We start from the raw sequence: 19,280 nt of genomic DNA on the forward strand, positions 1-19,280 counted from the left end.
CGGGCACGCTCGCCCCGTAAGCTGACCCCCAATGCCCGCCCTCGAAGTCTTTCTCGTCTTCCTGCGCCTGGGCCTGACGAGTTTCGGCGGGCCGGTCGCGCATCTGGGCTACTTCCGCGCGGAGATCGTGGCGCGGCGCGGCTGGCTGGGCGAGGCGGGCTACGCGGACGTGGTGGCCCTCGCCCAGTTCCTGCCCGGCCCGGCGAGCAGTCAGGTCGGCATGACGCTGGGGCTGCTCCGGGCGGGGTGGCCGGGACTCTTAGCGGCCTGGACAGCCTTCACCCTGCCCAGCGCCCTCCTCATGTTCGCCTTCGCGCTGGGTCTGACCCGGTTAGGAGACGTGGCGGGGGCCGGGTGGCTCGCGGGACTCAAGGTCGCCGCCGTGGCGGTCGTGGCGCAGGCGGTGGCGGGGATGTGGGGCAGTCTGGTGACGGACCGGACTCGGGCGGGGCTGGCACTGGGGGTGGCGGCGGCCTTGCTGCTGCTGCCGGGGGCCGGGGCACAGATGGGGGCGCTGCTGGTCTGCGCGCTGGTCGGCTGGCGGTTTCTTCCTGCCGGAACAACTGGCGCGGGCCACCTGCCGCGCGTTCCTGTCTCCCAGCGGGTGGGAGCAGGGCTGCTGCTCGCCTGCGGGTTGGGTCTCCTGCTCCTCCCCCTCCTCGCGCCGCTGGGTGCCCGGTGGGCGCTCGCGGACGCCACCTTCCGGGCGGGGGCGCTCGTGTTCGGGGGTGGGCACGTGGTCCTGCCGCTGCTGGAGACGGGCTTCGTGCCCCGCTTCCTGCCGCACGAGACCTTTGTGGCGGGGTATGGGGCGGCGAACGCGGTGCCGGGGCCGCTCTTTACCTTCGCCACGTACCTGGGGGCGGCGCAGGGGGCGGTTCCCGCCTGGCAGGGTGCCCTGATCGCCACGCTCGGCGTCTTTCTCCCCGGCGCCCTGCTGATGGCCGGGGCGCTGCCCTTCTGGACGGCGCTCTCGGCCCGGCCCGCCGCACGCTCGGCACTGGCGGGGGTCAACGCGGGGGTGGTGGGGCTGCTCCTCGCTGCCCTGTATGACCCGGTCTTCACCTCCGGCATTCGCGGCCCGCGGGAGGCGGCGCTGGCGTTCGTGGCCTTCGGGGCGCTGACGGCGGGGCGAGTTCCGGCTTGGGCCGTCGTGGGGGCATGTGCGGTGGTGGGGTGGGTGCTGTCCTGAAAGACCGTCTGACAGGGCAGGCAGCGGCAACGACCTCAAGGCGTGTGGTTGTGGGAAGGAGAGCCTTAAGAGGCGTGACCGGATGGGCAGGGCATCTTGATACGGTTTGCCCCCACCCCCCCCGCCCCCCTACCCCCACCGGGGGCAGGGGGGAGTTTTCCGCTGCGCTCGGCAAGGGGCCCGGCCCATCACGCCTGTGGCCGTCCTCCTTCACGCGGAATGTTTGATCTTGCTGCATCCTCAGCCACGTGCCCACCGTCTCGCTGCGCGAGCCGACGTGGTGAAGGCGGTGCGAGAGCAAGTTCCTTGCGGGGATCGTCCGTCCACCATAGACGGTTTTGAAAAAGCTAAAGCTTTGGCGCCATTGGCTCCTCCCCCCTGCGGGGGAGGTTGGGAGGGGGTGGCGAGCACAGATCGCCCTATTGCCCGGCCCCAGAGGGCCCTGGCGTCCCCTCCCGATCCTCAACTTTCCAGCCCGTACATCCCTGTCCGTCAGCAACCGTCTCACATAGTCGCTAAGTCCCGTAAGCCTCCTCCTCCAACCCGTAAATCTCGAGGAACCGCTGGACCCGGGCCTCCAGTGAGGGCAAGGGCGCCACTTCCCCGCATACCCAGTCGGGCTGGTAGTTGCGGCAGACGGCGGGCCGGGTCATGTAGACGGCGCACAGGCAGTCTCTACCCAGATGGACGCACGGCACGCCCAGCGGCTTCCCCAGCGCGTGAATATCGGGGGCCGAGCAGCACGCCCCGCACGCCGTACACTCGCGCACGAGTGGGGAGCGGGGCGGGAAGTCGGGGGGCGCGGCGAAGGGGTCCATGGGCGGATCAGGAAGACCGTAGCGCCTCTGGCCCGCGCCCGGTGTAACCCGGTCCTCTACCTGAACTCGCGGGCCGCGGCGATCAGCGCATCGTTCTCGGCGGGGGTGCCCACGGCGACGCGCAGGCAACCCTCCAACATGGGGAGCCGGTCTTGGCGGCGCACCACGATGCCGCGGCTCAGCAGGTGGCGATAGGCGGCCTCCGCGTCCGGCGTGCGGATCAGGTAGAAGTTCGCCCGGCTGGGGTGAACCGTCCAGACGGGGTGATCCGCGAGGGCGGCGATGACCCGCTCCCGCTCGCGCACGACCTCTGCCGCGCGCTCGGCCACGTACCCAGGGTTTTCCAGCGCCACCTCCAGCGCGGCCTGGGCAAGAGTACCGACGTTGAAGGCGGGAACGAGCTTCTGAAGCTGGGTGGCGAGGGCGATGCTGCCCAGCGCGTACCCCAGCCGCACGCCCGCCAGCCCCCACGCCTTGCTGAAGGTCCGCAGGCTGAGGCGGTTCTCCCCCGCCCGCACAAGGTTCCGGTAATCGGTGCCGCTGAACTGGTGGTACGCCTCGTCGAGGACGACGACCCAGCCTTCGGCGGCCTCCACGACCTCGCGCACCGCAGCCTCCGCGTCCACGAAGCCGGTCGGGGCATGGGGCTGGGTCACGTAGAGCACGCCGGGGCGGTTCTCCCGCAGGGCGGCCTTGAGTGCCCCCACCGGCAGCGAGAAGTCAGGGTTCAGCGGCACCTGCACCAGCCGGGCGTCCAGCAGCCGCGCCTCCAGGGTGTACACGCTGAAGGTGGGGCTCACCGTCAGCACGGTCTGCCCGATCCCCGCCAGCTCGGTGAGCAGCTTGATGAGGACGTTGCTGCCCGGCGTGAGGACCACGCCCGCCGGGTCCCAGCCCTCGAAGGCGGCGACCCGTTCCTTCAGAGTGTCGGCGTGGAGGTCGGGATAGCGGTTCCAGGGACGGGCCAGCATCCGCCCCGTCGCCACCACCTTGAGGTCCGCCGGGAAGTCGTAGGCGCTCTCGTTCTGGTCGAGCTTGATGGGGGCGTCGATGGGCGTGAAGGGGTACGCGGGCACCGAGCGGACGGCGGGGCGCACCCCGGCGGGCTCGGCGGGATTCGTCACAGGAGGCCGGGAGGTCATGCCGACCGTTCTACCACCCGCCACGCGCCCCGGGTGGGCTGTCCACGCATCCCAAACGGGCGTTCGCTTGTTCGCGTGCTAGCCTACCCTCACAGCCGCCCATGACGGACCGTCCTGCCCCCACCCCCGAGATGCCGCCCGCCGACTCCCCCGCCCGGAACCGGCGCGAGCAGATTCACGAGGTCGCGGGCCGCCTCTTCTCCGAGCGCGGCTACCACGCGACCAGCATGCGCGACCTGGCTGGGCAGCTCGGGATGCAGGGGGGCAGCTTGTACGCGCACATCAGCGGCAAGGAGGACCTGCTCGTCGAGATCGTGCAGCAGGCGGCGCGGCAGTTCGACGCGGCCCTCCTCCCGCTGCGGGGCGAGGCGATGCCCGCCGACCAAAAGCTGCGCGAGGCGATGGAGCGGCACATCCGGGTGGTGGCCGACAACATGGAGAGCGCGACCGTGTTCTTCCACGAGTGGAAGCACCTCTCGCCCGCCGCCTACGCCCACGTGACGAGCTGGCGCGACACCATCGACGCCTTCTACCGCGACCTCGTGGCCCAGGGGATGGGCGAGGGCCTGTTCCGCCCCGACCTGGACGTGAAGATGACCGCCAACCTGATCCTGTCCGCCGTGAACTGGACCTACACCTGGTATCGCCCGGGCGGCCCCCTCACCCCGCGCGACGTGGCCGAACGGTACGCCGACATGTTGCTGGTTGGCCTGCGGGCACCGGACCCGGCATGAGCCACCCCACCGTCACGGTCCGCATCCGCGACGCGCTGCGGTACGCCCAGGGCCGCGCCGCGAAGCTGGACCGCACCCAGCAGCTCGAACTGGGCGAGGACCTGTTCATCCGCATCGGTCCCGGCGGGCGCAAGTTCCTGCTGTTCTGCCTGGACGGCGAGCCGGACCAGGGCACCGCCCGCGCCGTCGCCGAAGCGCTGGGGCTGAAAGACCCCCAGTACGGCTGGCACCAGGGGGCCACCCTGCGCTCGCTGACTGTGGTGGAGGCGGGGGCGGAGGGCAACGCTGAGGCGGGGATAGAAGACGCACCGGAGGGGAGCTGAAGCCGAGCGCGCACGCTACGGTGGGCCTCACTCCCCTCCGCTCAATCCCGCCTCGTCATGTCGGCCGTGTACCCGCCGCCGGGCCACTGCCAGCCGCCCGTCACCGTCCGGCCATCCTCGCTGAACGTTCCCCGGTAGAAACTCGGGGAGTCCCTGACTCCGGCCCAGATGGTGAGCGTGTCGCCCTCCAGCTCGTAGACGTAGTCGAGCGTCATCCCATCGGTGTAGCTGTAGACGCGCGTGTGGATGTCCGCAGACGGCTCGCCCCCGAAGGGATACAGGTGGCCGATGATCTCGATCCCGCGGATGGGCCTGCCGTCATGCATGAGGTCGAAGTGCTGCATCAGGAAGAAGCCGCCTTGCAGCCACTCGTACCGGACCTCGCCCGTCGCGTCCCCGAAGACCTGCCAGGTGCCGACCAGCCGGTCAAGACTCCTGAGGTCGGGATTGGGTGTCAGCGGTTCGGCGGACATGCTGTTCCTCCTGTCTGAAAGGGGTGGACACTGAGCCACGCGGGAGTTCGGCCCGGTGAGTGTGTACTCCGTTGCGCCACGCAAGCCCACGTTCAGCCCAGCGAGACGGCCACCTGCTCCAGCAGGTCCAGCGCCCGCTGCATCCCCGCCTCCATCCCCGAGTTCAGGTGGGCGTCGCGGTCCGCCTGGCTCCGGTGCTGCACCAGGATGGTGAGGGTCGTCCGGCCGTTCTCCTCGGTAAAAGTGACGGTGTTCAGCGCCTCCCCGTCCGGCATGCCCTCGTAGACCTCCGTGGAGACGATCCGCTCGTTGGGCACGATCTCGCGGTATTCACCGTGGAAGCCGACCTCGGGGCCGCCGTTCGGCACCATCACGTAGCGCCAGGCGCCGCCCACCCGCAGGTCGATCTCGGCCACCGTCACCTCACCCAGGTCGGCGCCCCACCAACGTTTGACGAGGTCGGGGGTGGTAAAGGCGCGGTAGACGAGGTGCCTGGGCGCAGCGAACTCGCGGGTCATCAGGATCTGCTTATCGCCGGGGAGCGTCACGGTCGCGGCCTTGCTCGCCTGTACCACCATCTCGTTCCTCCTGCTGGAGTTCTTCCAGCACGCTGTCCAGCCGCTCAAACCGCGCGGACCACGTTCGCTCGTACTGGCTCACCCAGTCGTGGATGGGCCTGAGCGCCTGGCCGTTGAGGCGGTAGAGCCGCTGCCGTCCGTCGTCCCGCACGCCCACCGCGCCGACTTCGCGCAGCACCCGCAGGTGCTTGGACACCTGGGGCTGCGCCAGACCGAGCAGCCGCACCAGATCGTTCACGCTGCGCTCCCCCGTGGCGAGGAGATCCAGAATCTCCCGCCGCCGGGGCTCCGCCACCGCATTGAACGCATCCGTGGTCGTCGCCGCCCGTGCCATGGGACTATTATATACCTATATTGGAATATATCAAGAGGGAGGCTCCCTGTTGGAGACCGTAGCGCTGGCACCCCGTTCCAGGCAGGCCGGCAGAAGAGGCCTGTCCTTCGGCACAAGCCACACCTTGTGGTGCAGGCCTCCCCACTCGGTTCAGGAACCCGAAAGCACGCCCCCGGTCACGAGCCCGGGCCTGCGGGAACACGCCCGATCCCGAACCTTCACGCGCAGCGGTGAGGCTGATGGCACGGGGTCACGCGGCCCCGGAGGACTTCAGCGCCCCGATCAGGCCCGGCCAGATCACGCGCAGAACGGCCTCGGTGAGTTCCTCCCCACTCATCCCGGGTTGCGAGGGCCACCACTCGGCCAGCCCGTGGATGCCCTGCTTGACGAACTCCATCTGGAGGCGCAGCCGCCGCATCTCCGCCGCGCCGGGCGCCTGCGGCAGCAGGGGAAGGAGCAGGGCCAGCAGGGCAGTCGTCACCTCCTCCTGAATGGAGGCGGCCAGGACCTCCAGGGCGGGCTCCCCGCGCGGCGTCACCAGCAGGACCCGCATCGCCTGCGGGTGGCTCCCGACATAGGTGAAAAAGGCCCGCAGGGCCGCGCGCAGCCGCTCCTCCACATCGCCTTCCGCGACCAGGGCCTGCTGCCCCACCTCCAGCAGCTCGGCCCGAATCACCGTCATCACCTCCGCGAAGAGGTTCTCCTTGGAAGAAAAGTGATCGTACAGCACGGGTTTCGAGACGCCCGCCCGCGCCGCGATCTGGTCCAGGCTCACGCCGTAGTAACCGGACGCGGCGAAGAGGTCGGTGGCGCTCTGGAGGATCAGGGAACGGCGCTCGTTCCGCTTCAATCTGCGCTTGTCACCCACCTCCTCATGCTAAGCTACTAACCAGTAACCTACTATTTGGTAGGTTCGGGCTCTCGTTCCAGGAGGTCGTGCTCGTGGTTGTATCAGCGCTTCAGATCGTCTTGGCGTTGGTGATGCTGCTCTCCGGTCTGGCGAAGAGCCGGATGTCCAAGGCCCGCCTCCTTCAGACCGGGCAGTCCGGCATGACCGACCTGGAATTGCCCACCATTCGCTTCATCGGCATCAGCGAGCTGCTGGGCGCCCTGGGCCTCACCCTGCCGTGGTGGACGGGGATCGCGCCGTGGCTCACGCCGCTCGCCGCGCTGGGCTTCGCGGTCATCATGGTCCTGGCCTTCGGCGTCCACACCGGGTTGATGCGCCGCGCCCCCAGCCCGGAGGTCGCCCGGCGGGAGGCGTGGAACCGGGTCACGAACGTCGTGCTGCTGATCGCCTCGTTGACTGTGGTGGTCGTGCGGGGTGGGGAATTGCTGGGGCAGTAAAAGGAGGCACCCCCACCCGCGGGTGAGGGCGCCCGAACCTGGCTGCGCTTACGCCCCGACGAGCGCAGGCTCGAAGCCGAACACCGCGCGGTCGTCCACGGCGAGGGGCTCGTTTCCGGCCTTGATGGTCGCGGCGAGGGTCTTCGTCTCGGGGAAGAGCTTGGTGAAGTAGAAGCGGGCGGTCTGCACCTTGGCGAGGTAGAAGCCGCTCACGTCCTGCCCGGCGTCCACCTTTTCCTGGGCGATCTTCGCCATGCGCGCCCACAGGTAGCCGTACACCACATGGCCGAAGTAGCGCAGGTAGTCCACGGCGGCGGCGTTCACCTCGTCGGCGCCTTCCGGCCCCTGCATCGCCTTCTGGCCGATCACCATCGTCAGCGTGCCGAGCTGGTTCGCGGCCTTGCCCAGCGCGTCGAGGTACGGCGCCAGGTTCTCGTCCTCGGCGTTCTCCTCGACGAACTCCTGGAGCATTCCAGCGAGCTTCTGGAGCTTCTTGCCGCCGTCCATCAGGACCTTGCGGCCCAGCAGGTCGAGCGACTGGATGCCGTTCGTGCCCTCGTAGATCTGGGCGATGCGGGCGTCGCGGACGAACTGCTCCATGCCCCACTCGCGGATGTAGCCGTGCCCGCCGAAGACCTGCTGGCTCTGGACGGCGACATTGAAGCCGTTGTCGGTCATGAAGGCCTTGGCGACCGGCGTGAGGAGCGCCACGAGGTCGGCGGCCTCCTTGCGCTTGGCCTCGTCGGGGTGGTGGTGCTCGATGTCGATGCTCAGCGCGAGCCACATCGCCAGCGCCCGGCCCGCCTCGGTGTACGCCTTGCCCGTCAGCAGCATGCGGCGCACGTCGGGGTGAACGATGATGGGGTCGGCCACGTCCTGCGGCTTCACGCGGGGCTCGTGGCGCATCTGCACGCGGTCCTTGGCGTAGGCGAGGGCGTTCTGGTACGCGACCTCACCGAGCGCGAGGCCCTGGAGGCCGGTGCCCAACCGGGCGGCGTTCATCATGATGAACATGTGGTTCATGCCCTTGTTGATCTCGCCGACGAGGAAGCCCCTCGCGCCGTCGAAGTTCAGCACAGCGGTCGCGTTGCCGTGAATGCCCATCTTGTGCTCGATGGAGCCGCACATGACGCCGTTGCGCTCGCCGGGCGTGCCGTCCGCGTTCGGCAGGAACTTGGGCACCAGGAAGAGCGAGATGCCCTTCGTGCCCTGCGGGCTGCCCTCCAGCCGCGCCAGGACGAGGTGCAGGATGTTCTCGGCCAGGTCGTGTTCGCCCGCGCTGATGAAGATCTTGGTGCCCGTGATGCTGTAGGAGCCGTCGCCGTTGTCGGTCGCCTTGGTGCGGATGATGCCCAGGTCGGTGCCCGCGTGCGGCTCGGTGAGGCACATCGTGCCGGTCCACTCGCCCGAGACGAGCTTGGGCAGGTAGAGGTTCTTCAATTCCTCGCTGCCAACGGCGTGCAGGGCCGAGTACGCCCCGTGCGAGAGGCCGGGGTACATGGACCACGCGACGTTCGCCGAGTTGATCATCTCGACCATCACGTTGGAGACGAGGTGCGGCAGGCCCTGGCCGCCGTAGGTGGGGTCGGCATCGAGGGCCGTCCAGCCCGCCTCGCGGTACTTCTTGTACGCGGCCTTGAAGCCGGTGGGGGTGGTGACACTGCCGTCCTCGTGCCGAACGCAGCCCTCCTCGTCGCCCACGCGGTTGAGGGGCACGAGTTCGGTCTCGACGAAGCGGGCGCCCTCCTCGAGCACCTGGGCGATGAGGTCGGGGTCAGCGGTCTCGTTCTCGGCGTAGAAGGGCAGCCCGGCGAGCATCTGGGGGGCCTGGAGCAACTCGTGCATCAGGAACTTGATGTCGCGCAGGGGGGCTTTGTACTGGGGCATGTCTGGTCTCCTCCTGGGGGCACCCCGAAGAAGGGCACCTCTCACTTTTCTCTTGTACTCAGTCTAAAACGTTAACCGACCTAAAGTCACGTGTGCTGCGTCACACCGTACCGCTCCCTCACAGCTCTTCGGGTATTCTGGCCGGGAACATGAACTACCCAAGCCTGGTCTGGCACCTCAAGCGTACCGAGTTGTTCGCGGACCTTGAGCTGACCGAACTGGAACGTGTGGCCGCGTCCACCCCCTACCGTTCCTATGGGCCGGGAGAAGTCATCTACCGCATGGACGACCCGGCGGACGCCCTCTACTTCGTGCGCAGCGGGCTGGTCAAGATCAGCAAGCTCTTTCCCAACGGCAAGGAAGCCATTCTCGGGGTGATCGGCCAGCACGACACCTTCGGCGAACTGCTGCTGCAACCCGAGGAGCGCCGCCCCACCCAGGCCGAGGCGCTGGAGCGCACCACCCTGATCGTGCTCCCGCGCCACGAGCTGCAAAAGCTGCTGGACACCAAGCCCGCCCTCGCCATGAAGCTGATCCGCCTGATGGCCGCGCGGCTGTTCGAGGCGCAATCGTGGACGGCGGCGGTGAGTGCCTACTCCGCTCCCGAGCGGGTCGCTAGCCTGCTCTACCGCCTCGCCAACGAGTTCGGGCGGCCCCACGCGCAGGGGGTGGAACTGGCCCTCAAGCTCAACCAGGAGGACATCGCCCGGATGGTGGGCGCCACCCGCGAGACGGTGAGCCACTCGCTCGGGAAGCTGAAGCAGGAGGGAGCCATCGTGCGCGCGCGCACCCCGATGATCCTCAACCCCAAGGGGCTGCGCCGCTTCCTGGAGGAGGAAGAGTAGGCTACAGCGGGTCTGTCCCGGCCAGCACGGGGGCCGGGTCGTCCTTTCCCATCTTCGCCGCCAGCCGCCGCCGCGCGACCTCCGCCCAGAGGTAACGCGCGGCGAGCGTTCGGTAGGGGGACCAGGCCCGGACGGCGGCCTGCGCCTCCTCAGGTGATGCTTCTGGATACAGCCGCGCCACCTCCTGCCGCAGCACGAGGTCGCCGAAGCTGAACACGTCGGGGCGGGAGAGGCCGAAGATCAGGAACATCTCGACCGTCCAGCGCCCGATCCCCGGCAGGGGGATGAGGGCCGCAATCACCGCCTCGTCGGGCAGGGCCGCGAGGTGGGCGAAGTCCACCCGGCCATCTAACGCCGCGTCCGCCAGCGCCCGCACGGTGCGGACCTTGGCCCAGGAGAGGCCCGTGGCGCGCAGCTCGTCCGGCGTGACTCGCAGCAGATTCTCGGGGGTGATGCCGCCCAGCGCCGCCTCCAGCCGGGCGTGGATACTGGCCGCCGCCCGGACGGAGAGCTGCTGGCCGCCCACACTCCGCACCAGGGTGCCGAAGGGGTCCGGTGTGGGGGCGAGTACGGGCAGCGGGCCGACGCGCGCCAGCACCTCGGCAAGTGTGGGGTCGCGGGAGAGCCAGGCGAGCGCCCCGGCATGGTCGGTCAGGGGAGGGGTGGGGAACACCCGACCACTCAAGCGCACCACCCGCCCCGGGCGCATGAGCCACTCGGCGGAGGAACGTGAAGAAACTTCAGCCCGCGCCCCTCGCACCTGATGGGCGACCGCCTTAGCGTGGGGGCATGAAGCGTTTCCTTGCCGTGCTGCTGGCCGCCCTCCTCGCCGCGCCCGCGTTGGCGCAGATTCGCATCACCCGGCCCGCCCCGCCCCCCGCTCCGGCGACCCCGGCCACCGCGCCCGACCTCTCGGACGTGCCCGCGGGGTGGCGCGTGGTGAGTGGCCGCATCCAGGCCCCCCGTGAGGTTCGCCTGCCCGCCGGAAGCACCGTCACGATCAGCCTGGAGGACGTGACCCTGGCAGACGCCCCGAGTACCACCCTGCTGCGGGTGAGCTTCCCCGTGAGCCGCCTCTCGACGCCGTACCAGATTCAGTTCAATCCGGTGCGCCTGAATCCCCGCCGCACGTACGCCGTGCGGACCCAGGTTCGCGGGCCGGACGGCCGCCTGCTGTACACGAGCGACACCCGCCAGGAACTCCCGGGCGGGCGCAACGCGGTGCTGAACCTGCGGGTGGTGCCCGTCCGCTGAGCCCTCACAGGTTCCACCCCCCCGCCACCTCCAGTTCCTGCCCCGTCACGTAGTCGCTCGCCCGCACGAAGTACAGGGCCGCGTCCACGAGTTCCGCCACCGTGCCGACCCGCCCGGCGGGAATCTCGCGCAGGGGCTGGCTCACCGACGTTTCGATGACGCCCGGGGACACCACGTTCACGCTGACGCCCGTGCCCGCGAGGACCTTGGCGAGCGCGTGCGAGAGGTGCAGGACGCCCGTTTTAGCGACCACGTAGGGCACGATGCCGGGCCGGGCGATCAGGTGCCGCGCTCCCGCGTAGCCCAGGTTCACGATGCGACCGAAGCCCGCCTCCCGCATCAGGGGCGCCGCCGCCTGGCAGGTGGCGAAGGTCGCGGTGAGGTTGGAGGCGAGCATGTCGGCCCACTCGGCGTCCGTCGTCTCCAGGAGGGGCTTATGAACATAGTTGCCGACGTTGTTGATGAGGACGGCGAGGGGCGAATCCGGGAACGCCTCGTGGGCCTCCCGGACGAGCCGCCGCGCCTGGTCGGGGTCGGTGAGGTCGGCCCGGAGGACGGTCGCCCGCACCCCCCGCTCCTCGCAGAGCCGCGCCGTCTCCCGCGCGTCCGCCCCGCTGCCCCGGTAGTGGACGGCGACCGCGTACCCCTCGCCCGCGAGCGCGACCGCCAGCGCCCGCCCGATGCCCCGCGCCGAGCCGGTGACGAGGGCGGTGCCCCTCACGCCTCCCCCCGGCTCAGGGCGAGGTCCACCAGGGTCCGGGTGAAGGTATTGAGCGGGTAGGTGGAAGCCTCCCCCAGCGGCACCCACGCCCACGCCTCGATCTCCTCGTTCGGCGTGACCTCCGGCGTGTCCGTCCGGGCGAGGAAGTCCACCAGCACCATGTGGGCGGGCTTGTGGAACTCGGGGCTCAGCACGGCCTCCTGCGTTTGGGCATAGCGCACGTCGCGCAGGCTCAACCCGGTCTCCTCGCGGAACTCGCGCACCACGGCCTGTTCCAGCGTCTCGCCCCAGTCCACCTTGCCGCCGGGGACGCCCCACAACCCGCGCCACTTCGTCGTGCGGGCGAGCAGCACACGGTTGTCCGGCCCCCACACCAGGGCCCCCACGCAGACGACGGGTCTTTCCATGGGGAGCAGGGTAAGCGGTGCGCGGGGAACGGGACGCAGGAGAAGCGACAAAGCCGGGGGCTACACCCTCCGCCGCTGGCGCAGCACCCGCCGCTCGAGGGTCGTGACGATCAGGTAGAGCGCCACGCCCAGGAGGATCAGCAGGGCGATGGCCGCGAACTGGCGGGGCGTGTTGTAGTAGGCCCGCGCCTGGTTCACGGCGAAGCCCAGCCCCGGCGCGTTGCTCACGAACTCCCACACGACCGCGCCGATCAGGGCGAGCGAGAGGGCCAGCCGCAGGCCCCCCAGCATCACGGGCAGGGCCGAGGGCAGTTCCAGCCGGGTCAGCCGCTGCCAGGGGCCAGCGCGCAGGGTGGAGAAGAGTTCGTGGTCGGTGGGCCGCACCTCGCGCACGCCGACGATGGTGGCGACCATGACGGGGTACAGGGCGCTCAGGGCGCTGACGAGCACGGCGGGCACGGTGCCGAAGCCGAACCAGGTGATCAGCAGCGGCGCCAGCACCACGATGGGCGCGCTCTGCGACGCGACGACAAAGGGGCTCAGCAGGCGTTCGAGCGCGCGGGACTTCGCCAGCGGATACCCGATCACCGCCCCCGCCAGCGAACCGAGCAGGGCGCCCAGCAGCGCGATCCGCGCCGTGTCCCAGGTGAAGGTGAGGAATTCCCCGGGGGTGCGGCTCAACTCCGCCCAGACCCGCGCGGGGGTGGGCAGCAGGAACGGCTGGTTCAGCAGGCGGGCCGCGACCTCCCACAGCAGCAGCCCCGCCAGGAGGGCGGCGGCGGGGGCGAGCGAGCCGAGCCGAAAGCGGCCGCGCGGCTCCACCTCCAGCCGGGTGCTGTCCCCCGTCCCCAGCAGGTCGCGCAGCCGGGCCTCCAGGCCGTCCGTGTAGGCGGTGACCCGGCCCTCGCCGCGCGTGTCGAGCACGTCCACGATGCGCCCGCCCCGCAGCACGGCCACCCGGTCCCCCAGCCACACCGCCTCGCGGATGGAGTGGGTGACGAGGACGGTCGTGCGCCCCGTCTTCTCGTGCAGGTGGCGCAGCTCGGCATTGAAGCGCTCGCGCACCAGGGCGTCCAGCGCCGCGAAGGGCTCGTCGAGGAGCAGCACGTCGCCGCTCTGAGCGAGGGCGCGGGCCAGCGCCACCCGTGCCCGCATCCCGCCCGAGAGCTGGGCGGGGGCGTAGTCCGCGTAGGCGTCCATGCCGACAAGGTGGAGGGCCTCGCGGGGCTCCAAACCGCCCCCCGCCCCCAGGTCCTGCGGGAGCGCGACGTTCCGCAGCGCCGTGCGCCAGGGGAGCAACCGGTCATCCTGGAACATCAGCGCGGGCGGCGTGGCGACCTCCACCGTGCCCGATTGCGGGCGCAAGAGCCCCGCAATCACCCGCAGCAGCGTGCTTTTCCCGCCGCCCGAGGGGCCGATCACCGCCAGGAACTCGCCGTGCGGCACGGTGAGGTTCACGTCCTCCAGCACGGTTTGACCGCCCAGGCGCACGGTCACGTCCGTGAGCCGGATGGCGATGTCGGCGTCCCCGGGCGCGTTCATGCCGGGGGCCTTCCCCGCGTGTTCACCAGGATGACGCCCGCAATCGCCACCGCCCCGCCCACCAGCGACAGAACCTTGGGCAACTCCCCCAGCCACACCCACGCGATCAGGATGGCGAGGACTGGGCTCACGTACAGGAAGGAGGTCGTGGTTCCCGCCCCCACCCGCGACAGGGCGAAGGTCCAGGTCAGGTAGGCCAGCGCCGCCGGAAACAGCCCGATGTAGATCACGGCGAGGTGCGCGGGCAGCGGCGCGTGGGCGAGCTGCGCCCCAAAGCCCGGCAGGAAGACGAGCAGCGGCAGCGTGCCCGTCAGCAGGCTCCAAACCGTGAAGTGCAGGGGATTGATCCTCTTCAATAGGGGCTTTTGAAAGACGAAGTACAGGCTGGTGAAGAGGGCGGCGGCCAGGATCAGCAGCGCCCCCCGGGTGAAGTCCAGGCTCTCGCCGCGCCCCAGCACGATCAGGGCGACGCCCGCCAGGCTGATCAGCGTCCCCAGCCAGCCCAGCGCGTTCAGCCGCTCCCCGGCGAAGCGCGTGGCGAGGAGCGCCGTGATGACCGGCCCGGCGGCGATGATCAGGCTGGCGGTTCCGGCGGGCACCGTCAGCTCGCCGTAATTCAGGCAGACGTGGTACAGGGTGATCCCGGAAAAGCTCAGCAGCCCGATTCGCCCCAGGTCGGGCAGGGACGGCAGGGGGATGCGGGCGACCACCGCGTACACCCCCAGCGCCACGCTCGCCACCAGGAAGCGGTACAGGGTGAGATGCCCCGGCGAGAAAGCCTCCAGCCCCGCCCGGATCCCCGCGAAGGCCGACGCCCAGAACAGGATGGTGACCCCGATTGCCCCCAGCGACAGGGGGTCGAGGCGGCCGACCTGCGGCGCGCGCGAGGTCGGGGAGCCTTCTCCGGGGGCGCGGGAGGGGGAGCGGGGCCGAGTCACGCCCGCCAGCCTAGCGCGGCCCGTGCATGAGGGGGGGGTCAAGGCGGACACATCCGCCCGGCCAGAGACAAGCGGAAGCATGAGGAGCAACGACAGGAGGTTTCCCGCATGGACGACAGCAAACGCGGCGACGCTCCCCAGACCGGCGCGTCCTATATGGGCGCCACGGGGGATACGCCCGACGCGAATACCAACCTCGACCCCGACATGCAGGGCGGCGAGAGCGGCGCCGACCGCCAGGCGACGGGCGACATCCATGACCGCCACACCGAGTCCCGCGGCCTGGGGTCGGGCGAGAACGGGCAGAGCGACCCCGCCCGGCAGATGGACAACAGCGGGATGCTCGACCCCACGGGCCAGGGCGAGGACTCGGACATCATCGGGGCGAGCGGCGACGACCGCAACGCGGAGCGCTGAACTGCCCGCCCCCTCAATTTCACCTTAAATGTGGGTTGGGGAAGGATTCACCCGGCCCGCGAAGAGCGGCCCCTAGACTGCCGGGAGCGGAGGAGACCAGCTATGAGCGCGAACATGGACAATTCGAACAGCAAGGAAACGGGCAACAGCATGGACCAGGGCCGCCTGATCAGCGGGGCGGCGGGGGGCGCGCTGCTCCTGCTGGGCCTGCGGCGCCGCGGCTTCCTGGGGCTGAGCATGGCCGCTGTGGGCGGCTACCTCGCCTACCGCGCAGCCACCGGCAACGACCCGGTGATGTCGGCGGCGGGCCTGAGCGGCAACGCGGCGGCGGCCAAACCGATCTTCGTCGAACACAGCGTGGTCATCGATCGCCCGGCCCAGCAGGTGTACACCTACTGGCGCAACTTCGAGAACCTGCCGCGCATCATGAGCCACCTCGAGAACGTGACCATCCTCGACGAGCGCCGCAGCCGCTGGGTCGCCAAGGCGCCGCTGGGCACCCACGTCGAGTGGGAGGCCGAGATCGTGAACGACAAGCCCGGCGAGCGCATCGGCTGGCACTCACTGCCCGGCGCGACGGTGGACAACGCGGGCAGCGTGCAGTTCGAGAGCCTGCCGAACGGCGGCACCCGCGTTCACGTGGCCCTCTCGTACCGCCCGCCCGCCGGGGCACTCGGCGCGGCGGTCGCCAAGCTGTTCGGCGAGGAGCCCAGCCAGCAGATCGCCGACGACCTCCAGAAGTTCAAGCAGACCTTCGAGGGAGCGAATCCCCAGGCCTGAAGCACAGGGACATAGAGGAGGCGGTGGCCAACGGGCTGCCGCCTCCTTTCTGTTGCCCCGCACCACGCCTTACCCCAGGAGAGGGATCAAAACGCCTTCTCCAAGAGCAGAGCATCGAGTGGAGGGCCTTGTTCGTCCGTCCCCGGGTCTCAGCTCACCCCACGCGCTCCCCGCAATGGCAACCCCCCACCCTCTTCCGGCGTATAAGGAAGCATGAGCAAGCCTGTCCGCCAGGAGACGGTGATCGCCACCCGGCCCGCCGGGGACCTCGCGCCCACCCGGGTGACACCGGGGCGAATCGCGCTCTACACCGGGGGCGCCGTGCTGGCCCTCGCGGCGCTGGCGGGCGCGGCGGTCGCGGTGGCGGGCGTGGCGCTCACGACGGTCACGGTGGCGGCCCTGATCGTGGCGGTGCTCGCCGTGATCTTCCTGATGCCCGCCCTGCTGCTCGCGCTGAATGCCGGGCGGGTGCGGGCCAAGGAGGAGGTCGCCCGCGCGCTGCCGCTGGAAACCTTGATCGTGCAGCGCCAGCAGTTCGAGAACCTGATTGCAGCCAAGGGGCGCCAGCTCGCCGAGGCAAACGGGCACCTCGCGGACTTTGCCCGGCTGATCGACCAGAACCGGAAGGAGATGGACGCCGCCGACATCGCCCGCTGGGAGAATGACCTCCAGGTGAGCCGCGACGCTTTCGCCCGCGCGCAGACACACCTGGAAGACCTGCGCGCCGACCTCGTGGAATTTGACCGGCAGATCAAGAAGGCGCGGATCGACACCCAGCTCGCGCAGGCCAAGGGGAACGTCGCCTCGGCGCTTCAACAGGCCAACCTCAGCGCCGAGGACCGCCACGTCACGGAATCGGCCCTCTCCGAGATCGCGCGGCGGGCGGGGCGGAACGCCGAGCTGCTCGACCAGGCGCTCGCCAGCGGGGAACGCAGCGCCCGGCCCGGCGGGGGCGCCGCGTGAGGCGGGCGCGGGTCCTGGGCACACTCCTCGTCCTGATCCTGCTGATCTGCGGGGGCGTGATCTACCTCGACCAGCGGGGGGCGTTGGGGGCAAGTTCGCCGGGTCAGACGACAGCGACCCCAGCGACACCCAGCACCTCGACCCCCTCCGACGATCCCGGCTACGGCGAGCTGAAGTGATGCCCCCTTCCCCCCCTTCTCCACCGGAGGCCCCATGAGACACGTCCCCCTCACCGCCCTGCTGCTGACCCTGAGCGCCGCCGGGGCCGCCACCCCCACGTTCCTGAATGTGGCGACGGGCAGCCCGACGGGCACCTACAGCGCCATGTTCAAGAACATCGGCCTGGTCTGCACCCAGAACGCGTACCTGCGCGAGCGCGGCACCAGCGGGTCGTTGGAGAACATCGACCTGCTGCTGAGCAACGAGGTTTCGCTCGCCTTCGTGCAGTCGGACGTGCTCAAGGCGCGCCAGCAGATCGACAAAGACCCCCGGGTGGAGAACATCAAGGCGCTGCTCCCCCTGCACCGCGAGGAACTGCACCTCTTCGCCCGGCCCCCCGTTGTCAAGAAGAACATCCTGGGCCGGACCACGACGACGGGCATCCAGACCTTCGCGGACTTGAAGGACAAGCGGGTGGGAGCGTGGGGCGGCAGCCTCATCACGGCGCGGGTCCTCACCGCCATGAGCGGCGTGCCCTTCCAGGTTGTCAGCCTCAAAGACCAGCCCTCGGCCTTCGCGGCGCTCCAGTCGGGGCAGGTGGACGCCGTGCTCGCGGTCGTGGGCCAGCCCGCCACCTGGGTGAAGAACCTCAGCGGCGTGAACCTGATCGCGGTGCCGACCAACGCCAGGCTCAGCGCGATCTACACCCCCGCCAAGCTGTTCTACCCCAACCTCAGCGCGAACTCGGTCCCCACCATCGCCGTGCAGAGCGTCCTCGCCACCCGCGACTTCAAGACGCCGGAGAGGAAGCAGCTCCTGCTGGGTTACCAGAAGTGCGCCATGAGCCACCTCGTCAACCTTCAGGAGGACGAGGGGATGCATCCCAAGTGGCAGGACGTGGACTTCAAGACCTGGCCCTGGCCGCGCTATAAGTGAGGGCGAAGAACAGCGGGGCTCAGGCCGGGCCAGCTCCTCATGGGGAGGCTGGGGCCTTGACGTTCTGCTTGGCGGGACGCCCCTCCGCGTCCGGCTTGCTAGATTGACGCCGGAGGCACATGGCCATGCCGACGTACGTTTACAAGAACATTGAGACTGGCGAAACCTACGAGATCAAGCAGAGCATGCGCGAGGCACCCCTGACGCGGCACCCCGAGACGGGAGCGCCCATCAAGCGCGTCCTGTCAGCTCCCGGCATCGCGTTCCGGGGCAGCGGCTTCTACGTGACCGACTCGCGCCCTAAACCCAGCGAGGGGAGCAGCAGCGGGGGGGGCGGCGGCGAGTGAGGCCCGCCCTGCGCGCTGGCCTGGCGGCCCTGCTGCTGGCGGGGGTGGTCACGGGCGCGTACGTCACCGGACGGGTGGACGCCCAGCGCGCCCTGGTCACCCCGGATGAGGTCAACACGGTCGAGGTCAGCCAGCGCGCCCTCCCGGCGGTCGTGCGGATCGACGCGCGGCTGCGCCGGGAGGTGCTGCAACCCGGCGACGACCCGGTGGAGACGGGCAGCGGCTTCTTTTACAAGAAGAACCTGATCGTCACGAACTACCACGTGATCCAGGACCAAGAGTCGGTCAGCGTGACCCTGTACAACGGGCGGCGCGTGACGGCGCGGGTGGAGGGCATAGACCCCGGCATCGACATCGCCATCCTGCGGGTGACGGGGGTGACGGCGCCCCGGACGCTGGCCTTCGGGCGGAGCGCGAGCCTGATCCCGGGGCAGAAGCTCATCACCATCGGCACCCCGTTGCGGATTCAGAATTTCGTGGGCGTGGGGAACTTCAGCGTGGCGGCGAGCGCGCGGGACCTGCCGCGCAACGACCAGCTCGGGCAGGAGATCGGGCAATACCTCGTGAGCACGAACAACATCCAGGGCGGCAACAGCGGCGGCCCGCTGCTCGACTCGCGGGGGGCCGTGGTGGGGGTGGCCGACTCCAATGCCGCGCCCAACGGCTTCGTGCCCGGCGTGATCGGGATCGCCATTCCCGGCGACCTCGTGCGCCAGAGCCTGGACGACCTGGAGAAGATCGGGGTGCCGCAGCGGGGCACGCTGGGCGTGACGCTGGTGGACCTCGACACCCTGGACCCCGCCCTGCGCCAGCTCGCGGGCCTGAGCAGCTCCGAGGGCGCCCTGGTGGACGAGGTGCCCGCCGGGAGCGCCGGGGCGCGGGCGGGCCTGCGCGGCTCGCTGCGCAACAGCCGCGGCCAACTTCTCGCCCCGCTGGGCGACGTGATCGTGTCGGTGGACGGGCAGCGCGTGCGCGACAGTTTCGACGTGACCCGCCTGGTGGCGACCAAGCGCCCCGGCCAGGTCGTCAACCTGCGGCTGTGGCGCAACAAGAAGCCGGTGGACGTGCGGGTGACGCTGCTCAAGCGCACCTTGCAGTGAGCGAGTGGGCATTGTTCAGCAGCCAAAAAGAAATGAAAGAGCA

The 19,280-nt window shown here is 70.0% G+C and carries 25 protein-coding genes; 13 read left to right on the forward strand and 12 right to left on the reverse strand.

Translation table 11 applies throughout. The annotated features are described in order from the left end of the window. The first annotated feature begins 31 nt into the window (after positions 1 to 31). A complete protein-coding gene (gene chrA / locus DAERI_RS16935; RefSeq protein WP_103130618.1) occupies positions 32 to 1,192 on the forward strand; it encodes a chromate efflux transporter in 1,161 nt (386 codons plus the stop codon). Between the two features lie 515 nt (positions 1,193 to 1,707). On the opposite strand, the gene DAERI_RS16940 is transcribed toward chrA, so the two are convergent. Together DAERI_RS16940 and DAERI_RS16945 are read right to left on the reverse strand one after the other, a co-directional pair. Continuing rightward, positions 1,708 to 2,010 (reverse strand): CxxCxxCC domain-containing protein, encoded by a 303-nt coding sequence (locus tag DAERI_RS16940; RefSeq protein WP_103130619.1) that lies wholly within the window; start codon positions 2,008 to 2,010, stop codon positions 1,708 to 1,710. A 56-nt stretch (positions 2,011 to 2,066) separates the two neighbouring features. Beyond that, positions 2,067 to 3,152 (reverse strand): pyridoxal phosphate-dependent aminotransferase, encoded by a 1,086-nt coding sequence (locus DAERI_RS16945; protein ID WP_103130620.1) that lies wholly within the window; start codon positions 3,150 to 3,152, stop codon positions 2,067 to 2,069. A 101-nt stretch (positions 3,153 to 3,253) separates the two neighbouring features. On the opposite strand from DAERI_RS16945, the gene DAERI_RS16950 reads away from it, so the two are divergent. Together DAERI_RS16950 and DAERI_RS16955 are read left to right on the forward strand one after the other, a co-directional pair. Beyond that, entirely contained in the window at positions 3,254 to 3,886 is a 633-nt protein-coding gene (locus DAERI_RS16950) for a TetR/AcrR family transcriptional regulator (RefSeq protein ID WP_165794256.1), read from the forward strand. After that, positions 3,883 to 4,209, forward strand: a complete 327-nt coding sequence (locus DAERI_RS16955) for a hypothetical protein (protein ID WP_103130622.1) — start codon at positions 3,883 to 3,885, stop codon at positions 4,207 to 4,209. Before DAERI_RS16950 ends, DAERI_RS16955 begins: the two co-directional genes overlap by 4 nt. Before the next feature lie 41 nt (positions 4,210 to 4,250). Here DAERI_RS16955 and DAERI_RS16960 read toward each other — a convergent pair whose 3' ends face one another. The 4 genes from DAERI_RS16960 to DAERI_RS16975 all read right to left on the reverse strand — a co-directional run bounded on the left by DAERI_RS16960 (position 4,251) and on the right by DAERI_RS16975 (position 6,462). Then, positions 4,251 to 4,682, reverse strand: coding sequence for a hypothetical protein (locus tag DAERI_RS16960; RefSeq protein ID WP_103130623.1), 432 nt, complete (start codon positions 4,680 to 4,682; stop codon positions 4,251 to 4,253). Positions 4,683 to 4,774: 92 nt separating this feature from the next. Next, a complete protein-coding gene (locus DAERI_RS16965) occupies positions 4,775 to 5,260 on the reverse strand; it encodes an SRPBCC family protein (protein WP_103130624.1) in 486 nt (161 codons plus the stop codon). Then, a complete protein-coding gene (locus tag DAERI_RS16970) occupies positions 5,211 to 5,594 on the reverse strand; it encodes an ArsR/SmtB family transcription factor (RefSeq protein ID WP_103130625.1) in 384 nt (127 codons plus the stop codon). Before DAERI_RS16970 ends, DAERI_RS16965 begins: the two co-directional genes overlap by 50 nt. A 250-nt stretch (positions 5,595 to 5,844) precedes the next feature. After that, positions 5,845 to 6,462: a TetR/AcrR family transcriptional regulator gene (locus DAERI_RS16975; protein ID WP_103130626.1), complete on the reverse strand. Its 618-nt coding sequence runs from the start codon at positions 6,460 to 6,462 to the stop codon at positions 5,845 to 5,847. A 74-nt stretch (positions 6,463 to 6,536) separates the two neighbouring features. Between DAERI_RS16975 and DAERI_RS16980 the strand changes: the two genes are divergently transcribed. Then, entirely contained in the window at positions 6,537 to 6,941 is a 405-nt protein-coding gene (locus tag DAERI_RS16980) for a DoxX family protein (RefSeq protein WP_133162064.1), read from the forward strand. Between the two features lie 48 nt (positions 6,942 to 6,989). On the opposite strand, the gene DAERI_RS16985 is transcribed toward DAERI_RS16980, so the two are convergent. Next, positions 6,990 to 8,828 (reverse strand): acyl-CoA dehydrogenase C-terminal domain-containing protein, encoded by a 1,839-nt coding sequence (locus DAERI_RS16985; RefSeq protein WP_103130628.1) that lies wholly within the window; start codon positions 8,826 to 8,828, stop codon positions 6,990 to 6,992. Positions 8,829 to 8,977: 149 nt separating this feature from the next. Here DAERI_RS16985 and DAERI_RS16990 point away from each other — a divergent pair, with 149 nt between their 5' ends. After that, complete coding sequence (locus tag DAERI_RS16990) at positions 8,978 to 9,673, forward strand: Crp/Fnr family transcriptional regulator (protein WP_103130629.1); 696 nt, start codon at positions 8,978 to 8,980, stop codon at positions 9,671 to 9,673. A gap of 1 nt (position 9,674) precedes the next feature. Here DAERI_RS16990 and DAERI_RS16995 read toward each other — a convergent pair whose 3' ends face one another. Beyond that, entirely contained in the window at positions 9,675 to 10,346 is a 672-nt protein-coding gene (locus DAERI_RS16995; protein WP_103130663.1) for a DNA-3-methyladenine glycosylase family protein, read from the reverse strand. 116 nt (positions 10,347 to 10,462) lie between these two features. On the opposite strand from DAERI_RS16995, the gene DAERI_RS17000 reads away from it, so the two are divergent. Next, on the forward strand, positions 10,463 to 10,927 hold the full coding sequence (locus tag DAERI_RS17000) for a YbaY family lipoprotein (RefSeq protein ID WP_103130630.1): 465 nt from the start codon (positions 10,463 to 10,465) through the stop codon (positions 10,925 to 10,927). Between the two features lie 4 nt (positions 10,928 to 10,931). Here DAERI_RS17000 and tmpR read toward each other — a convergent pair whose 3' ends face one another. The 4 genes from tmpR to DAERI_RS17020 are packed head-to-tail and all read right to left on the reverse strand — an operon-like array spanning position 10,932 to position 14,535. Then, positions 10,932 to 11,648 (reverse strand): bifunctional dihydropteridine reductase/dihydrofolate reductase TmpR, encoded by a 717-nt coding sequence (gene tmpR / locus DAERI_RS17005; protein ID WP_103130631.1) that lies wholly within the window; start codon positions 11,646 to 11,648, stop codon positions 10,932 to 10,934. Beyond that, complete coding sequence (locus tag DAERI_RS17010; protein ID WP_103130632.1) at positions 11,645 to 12,055, reverse strand: NUDIX domain-containing protein; 411 nt, start codon at positions 12,053 to 12,055, stop codon at positions 11,645 to 11,647. Before DAERI_RS17010 ends, tmpR begins: the two co-directional genes overlap by 4 nt. A 60-nt stretch (positions 12,056 to 12,115) precedes the next feature. Next, positions 12,116 to 13,597: an ABC transporter permease subunit gene (locus DAERI_RS17015; protein ID WP_103130633.1), complete on the reverse strand. Its 1,482-nt coding sequence runs from the start codon at positions 13,595 to 13,597 to the stop codon at positions 12,116 to 12,118. Further along, the gene (locus DAERI_RS17020) at positions 13,594 to 14,535 is read right to left on the reverse strand and encodes a DMT family transporter (RefSeq protein ID WP_103130634.1); all 942 of its coding nucleotides are present in this window, start codon (positions 14,533 to 14,535) and stop codon (positions 13,594 to 13,596) included. Before DAERI_RS17020 ends, DAERI_RS17015 begins: the two co-directional genes overlap by 4 nt. Before the next feature lie 108 nt (positions 14,536 to 14,643). Between DAERI_RS17020 and DAERI_RS17025 the strand changes: the two genes are divergently transcribed. The 7 genes from DAERI_RS17025 to DAERI_RS17055 all read left to right on the forward strand — a co-directional run bounded on the left by DAERI_RS17025 (position 14,644) and on the right by DAERI_RS17055 (position 19,237). Beyond that, positions 14,644 to 14,952 carry a hypothetical protein gene (locus tag DAERI_RS17025; protein WP_103130635.1) on the forward strand — a complete coding sequence of 103 codons (309 nt, stop codon included), beginning with the start codon at positions 14,644 to 14,646 and terminating at the stop codon, positions 14,950 to 14,952. Between the two features lie 102 nt (positions 14,953 to 15,054). Beyond that, positions 15,055 to 15,732 carry an SRPBCC family protein gene (locus tag DAERI_RS17030; RefSeq protein ID WP_103130636.1) on the forward strand — a complete coding sequence of 226 codons (678 nt, stop codon included), beginning with the start codon at positions 15,055 to 15,057 and terminating at the stop codon, positions 15,730 to 15,732. Between the two features lie 213 nt (positions 15,733 to 15,945). Next, positions 15,946 to 16,695, forward strand: coding sequence for a hypothetical protein (locus DAERI_RS17035; protein ID WP_103130637.1), 750 nt, complete (start codon positions 15,946 to 15,948; stop codon positions 16,693 to 16,695). Then, complete coding sequence (locus tag DAERI_RS17040) at positions 16,692 to 16,874, forward strand: hypothetical protein (RefSeq protein ID WP_103130638.1); 183 nt, start codon at positions 16,692 to 16,694, stop codon at positions 16,872 to 16,874. Before DAERI_RS17035 ends, DAERI_RS17040 begins: the two co-directional genes overlap by 4 nt. A gap of 34 nt (positions 16,875 to 16,908) precedes the next feature. Then, positions 16,909 to 17,790, forward strand: a complete 882-nt coding sequence (locus DAERI_RS17045) for a TAXI family TRAP transporter solute-binding subunit (RefSeq protein ID WP_103130639.1) — start codon at positions 16,909 to 16,911, stop codon at positions 17,788 to 17,790. 125 nt (positions 17,791 to 17,915) lie between these two features. Beyond that, entirely contained in the window at positions 17,916 to 18,137 is a 222-nt protein-coding gene (locus DAERI_RS17050; protein WP_103130664.1) for an FmdB family zinc ribbon protein, read from the forward strand. Continuing rightward, positions 18,134 to 19,237, forward strand: a complete 1,104-nt coding sequence (locus DAERI_RS17055) for a S1C family serine protease (protein WP_103130640.1) — start codon at positions 18,134 to 18,136, stop codon at positions 19,235 to 19,237. The genes DAERI_RS17050 and DAERI_RS17055 overlap by 4 nt, the downstream gene beginning before the upstream one ends. Positions 19,238 to 19,280 lie beyond the last annotated feature (43 nt).

This window comes from Deinococcus aerius (assembly GCF_002897375.1).
Taxonomy (GTDB): domain Bacteria; phylum Deinococcota; class Deinococci; order Deinococcales; family Deinococcaceae; genus Deinococcus; species Deinococcus aerius.

What these genes read in the sequence shown, in the direction of transcription:
- DAERI_RS16960 (WP_103130623.1), bottom strand. Translation starts at nt 4,682, where the DNA reads ATGTCCGCCGAACCGCTGACACCCAATCCCGACCTCAGGAGTCTTGAC.
- DAERI_RS17010 (WP_103130632.1), bottom strand. Translation starts at nt 12,055, where the DNA reads ATGGAAAGACCCGTCGTCTGCGTGGGGGCCCTGGTGTGGGGGCCGGAC.
- DAERI_RS17015 (WP_103130633.1), bottom strand. Translation starts at nt 13,597, where the DNA reads ATGAACGCGCCCGGGGACGCCGACATCGCCATCCGGCTCACGGACGTG.
- DAERI_RS16940 (WP_103130619.1), bottom strand. Translation starts at nt 2,010, where the DNA reads ATGGACCCCTTCGCCGCGCCCCCCGACTTCCCGCCCCGCTCCCCACTC.
- DAERI_RS16970 (WP_103130625.1), bottom strand. Translation starts at nt 5,594, where the DNA reads ATGGCACGGGCGGCGACGACCACGGATGCGTTCAATGCGGTGGCGGAG.
- DAERI_RS17045 (WP_103130639.1), top strand. Translation starts at nt 16,909, where the DNA reads ATGAGACACGTCCCCCTCACCGCCCTGCTGCTGACCCTGAGCGCCGCC.
- DAERI_RS17025 (WP_103130635.1), top strand. Translation starts at nt 14,644, where the DNA reads ATGGACGACAGCAAACGCGGCGACGCTCCCCAGACCGGCGCGTCCTAT.
- DAERI_RS17000 (WP_103130630.1), top strand. Translation starts at nt 10,463, where the DNA reads ATGAAGCGTTTCCTTGCCGTGCTGCTGGCCGCCCTCCTCGCCGCGCCC.
- DAERI_RS17030 (WP_103130636.1), top strand. Translation starts at nt 15,055, where the DNA reads ATGAGCGCGAACATGGACAATTCGAACAGCAAGGAAACGGGCAACAGC.
- DAERI_RS16965 (WP_103130624.1), bottom strand. Translation starts at nt 5,260, where the DNA reads ATGGTGGTACAGGCGAGCAAGGCCGCGACCGTGACGCTCCCCGGCGAT.
- chrA (WP_103130618.1), top strand. Translation starts at nt 32, where the DNA reads ATGCCCGCCCTCGAAGTCTTTCTCGTCTTCCTGCGCCTGGGCCTGACG.
- DAERI_RS16990 (WP_103130629.1), top strand. Translation starts at nt 8,978, where the DNA reads ATGAACTACCCAAGCCTGGTCTGGCACCTCAAGCGTACCGAGTTGTTC.
- DAERI_RS16955 (WP_103130622.1), top strand. Translation starts at nt 3,883, where the DNA reads ATGAGCCACCCCACCGTCACGGTCCGCATCCGCGACGCGCTGCGGTAC.
- DAERI_RS16985 (WP_103130628.1), bottom strand. Translation starts at nt 8,828, where the DNA reads ATGCCCCAGTACAAAGCCCCCCTGCGCGACATCAAGTTCCTGATGCAC.
- DAERI_RS16950 (WP_165794256.1), top strand. Translation starts at nt 3,254, where the DNA reads ATGACGGACCGTCCTGCCCCCACCCCCGAGATGCCGCCCGCCGACTCC.
- DAERI_RS17050 (WP_103130664.1), top strand. Translation starts at nt 17,916, where the DNA reads ATGCCGACGTACGTTTACAAGAACATTGAGACTGGCGAAACCTACGAG.
- DAERI_RS16945 (WP_103130620.1), bottom strand. Translation starts at nt 3,152, where the DNA reads ATGACCTCCCGGCCTCCTGTGACGAATCCCGCCGAGCCCGCCGGGGTG.
- DAERI_RS17035 (WP_103130637.1), top strand. Translation starts at nt 15,946, where the DNA reads ATGAGCAAGCCTGTCCGCCAGGAGACGGTGATCGCCACCCGGCCCGCC.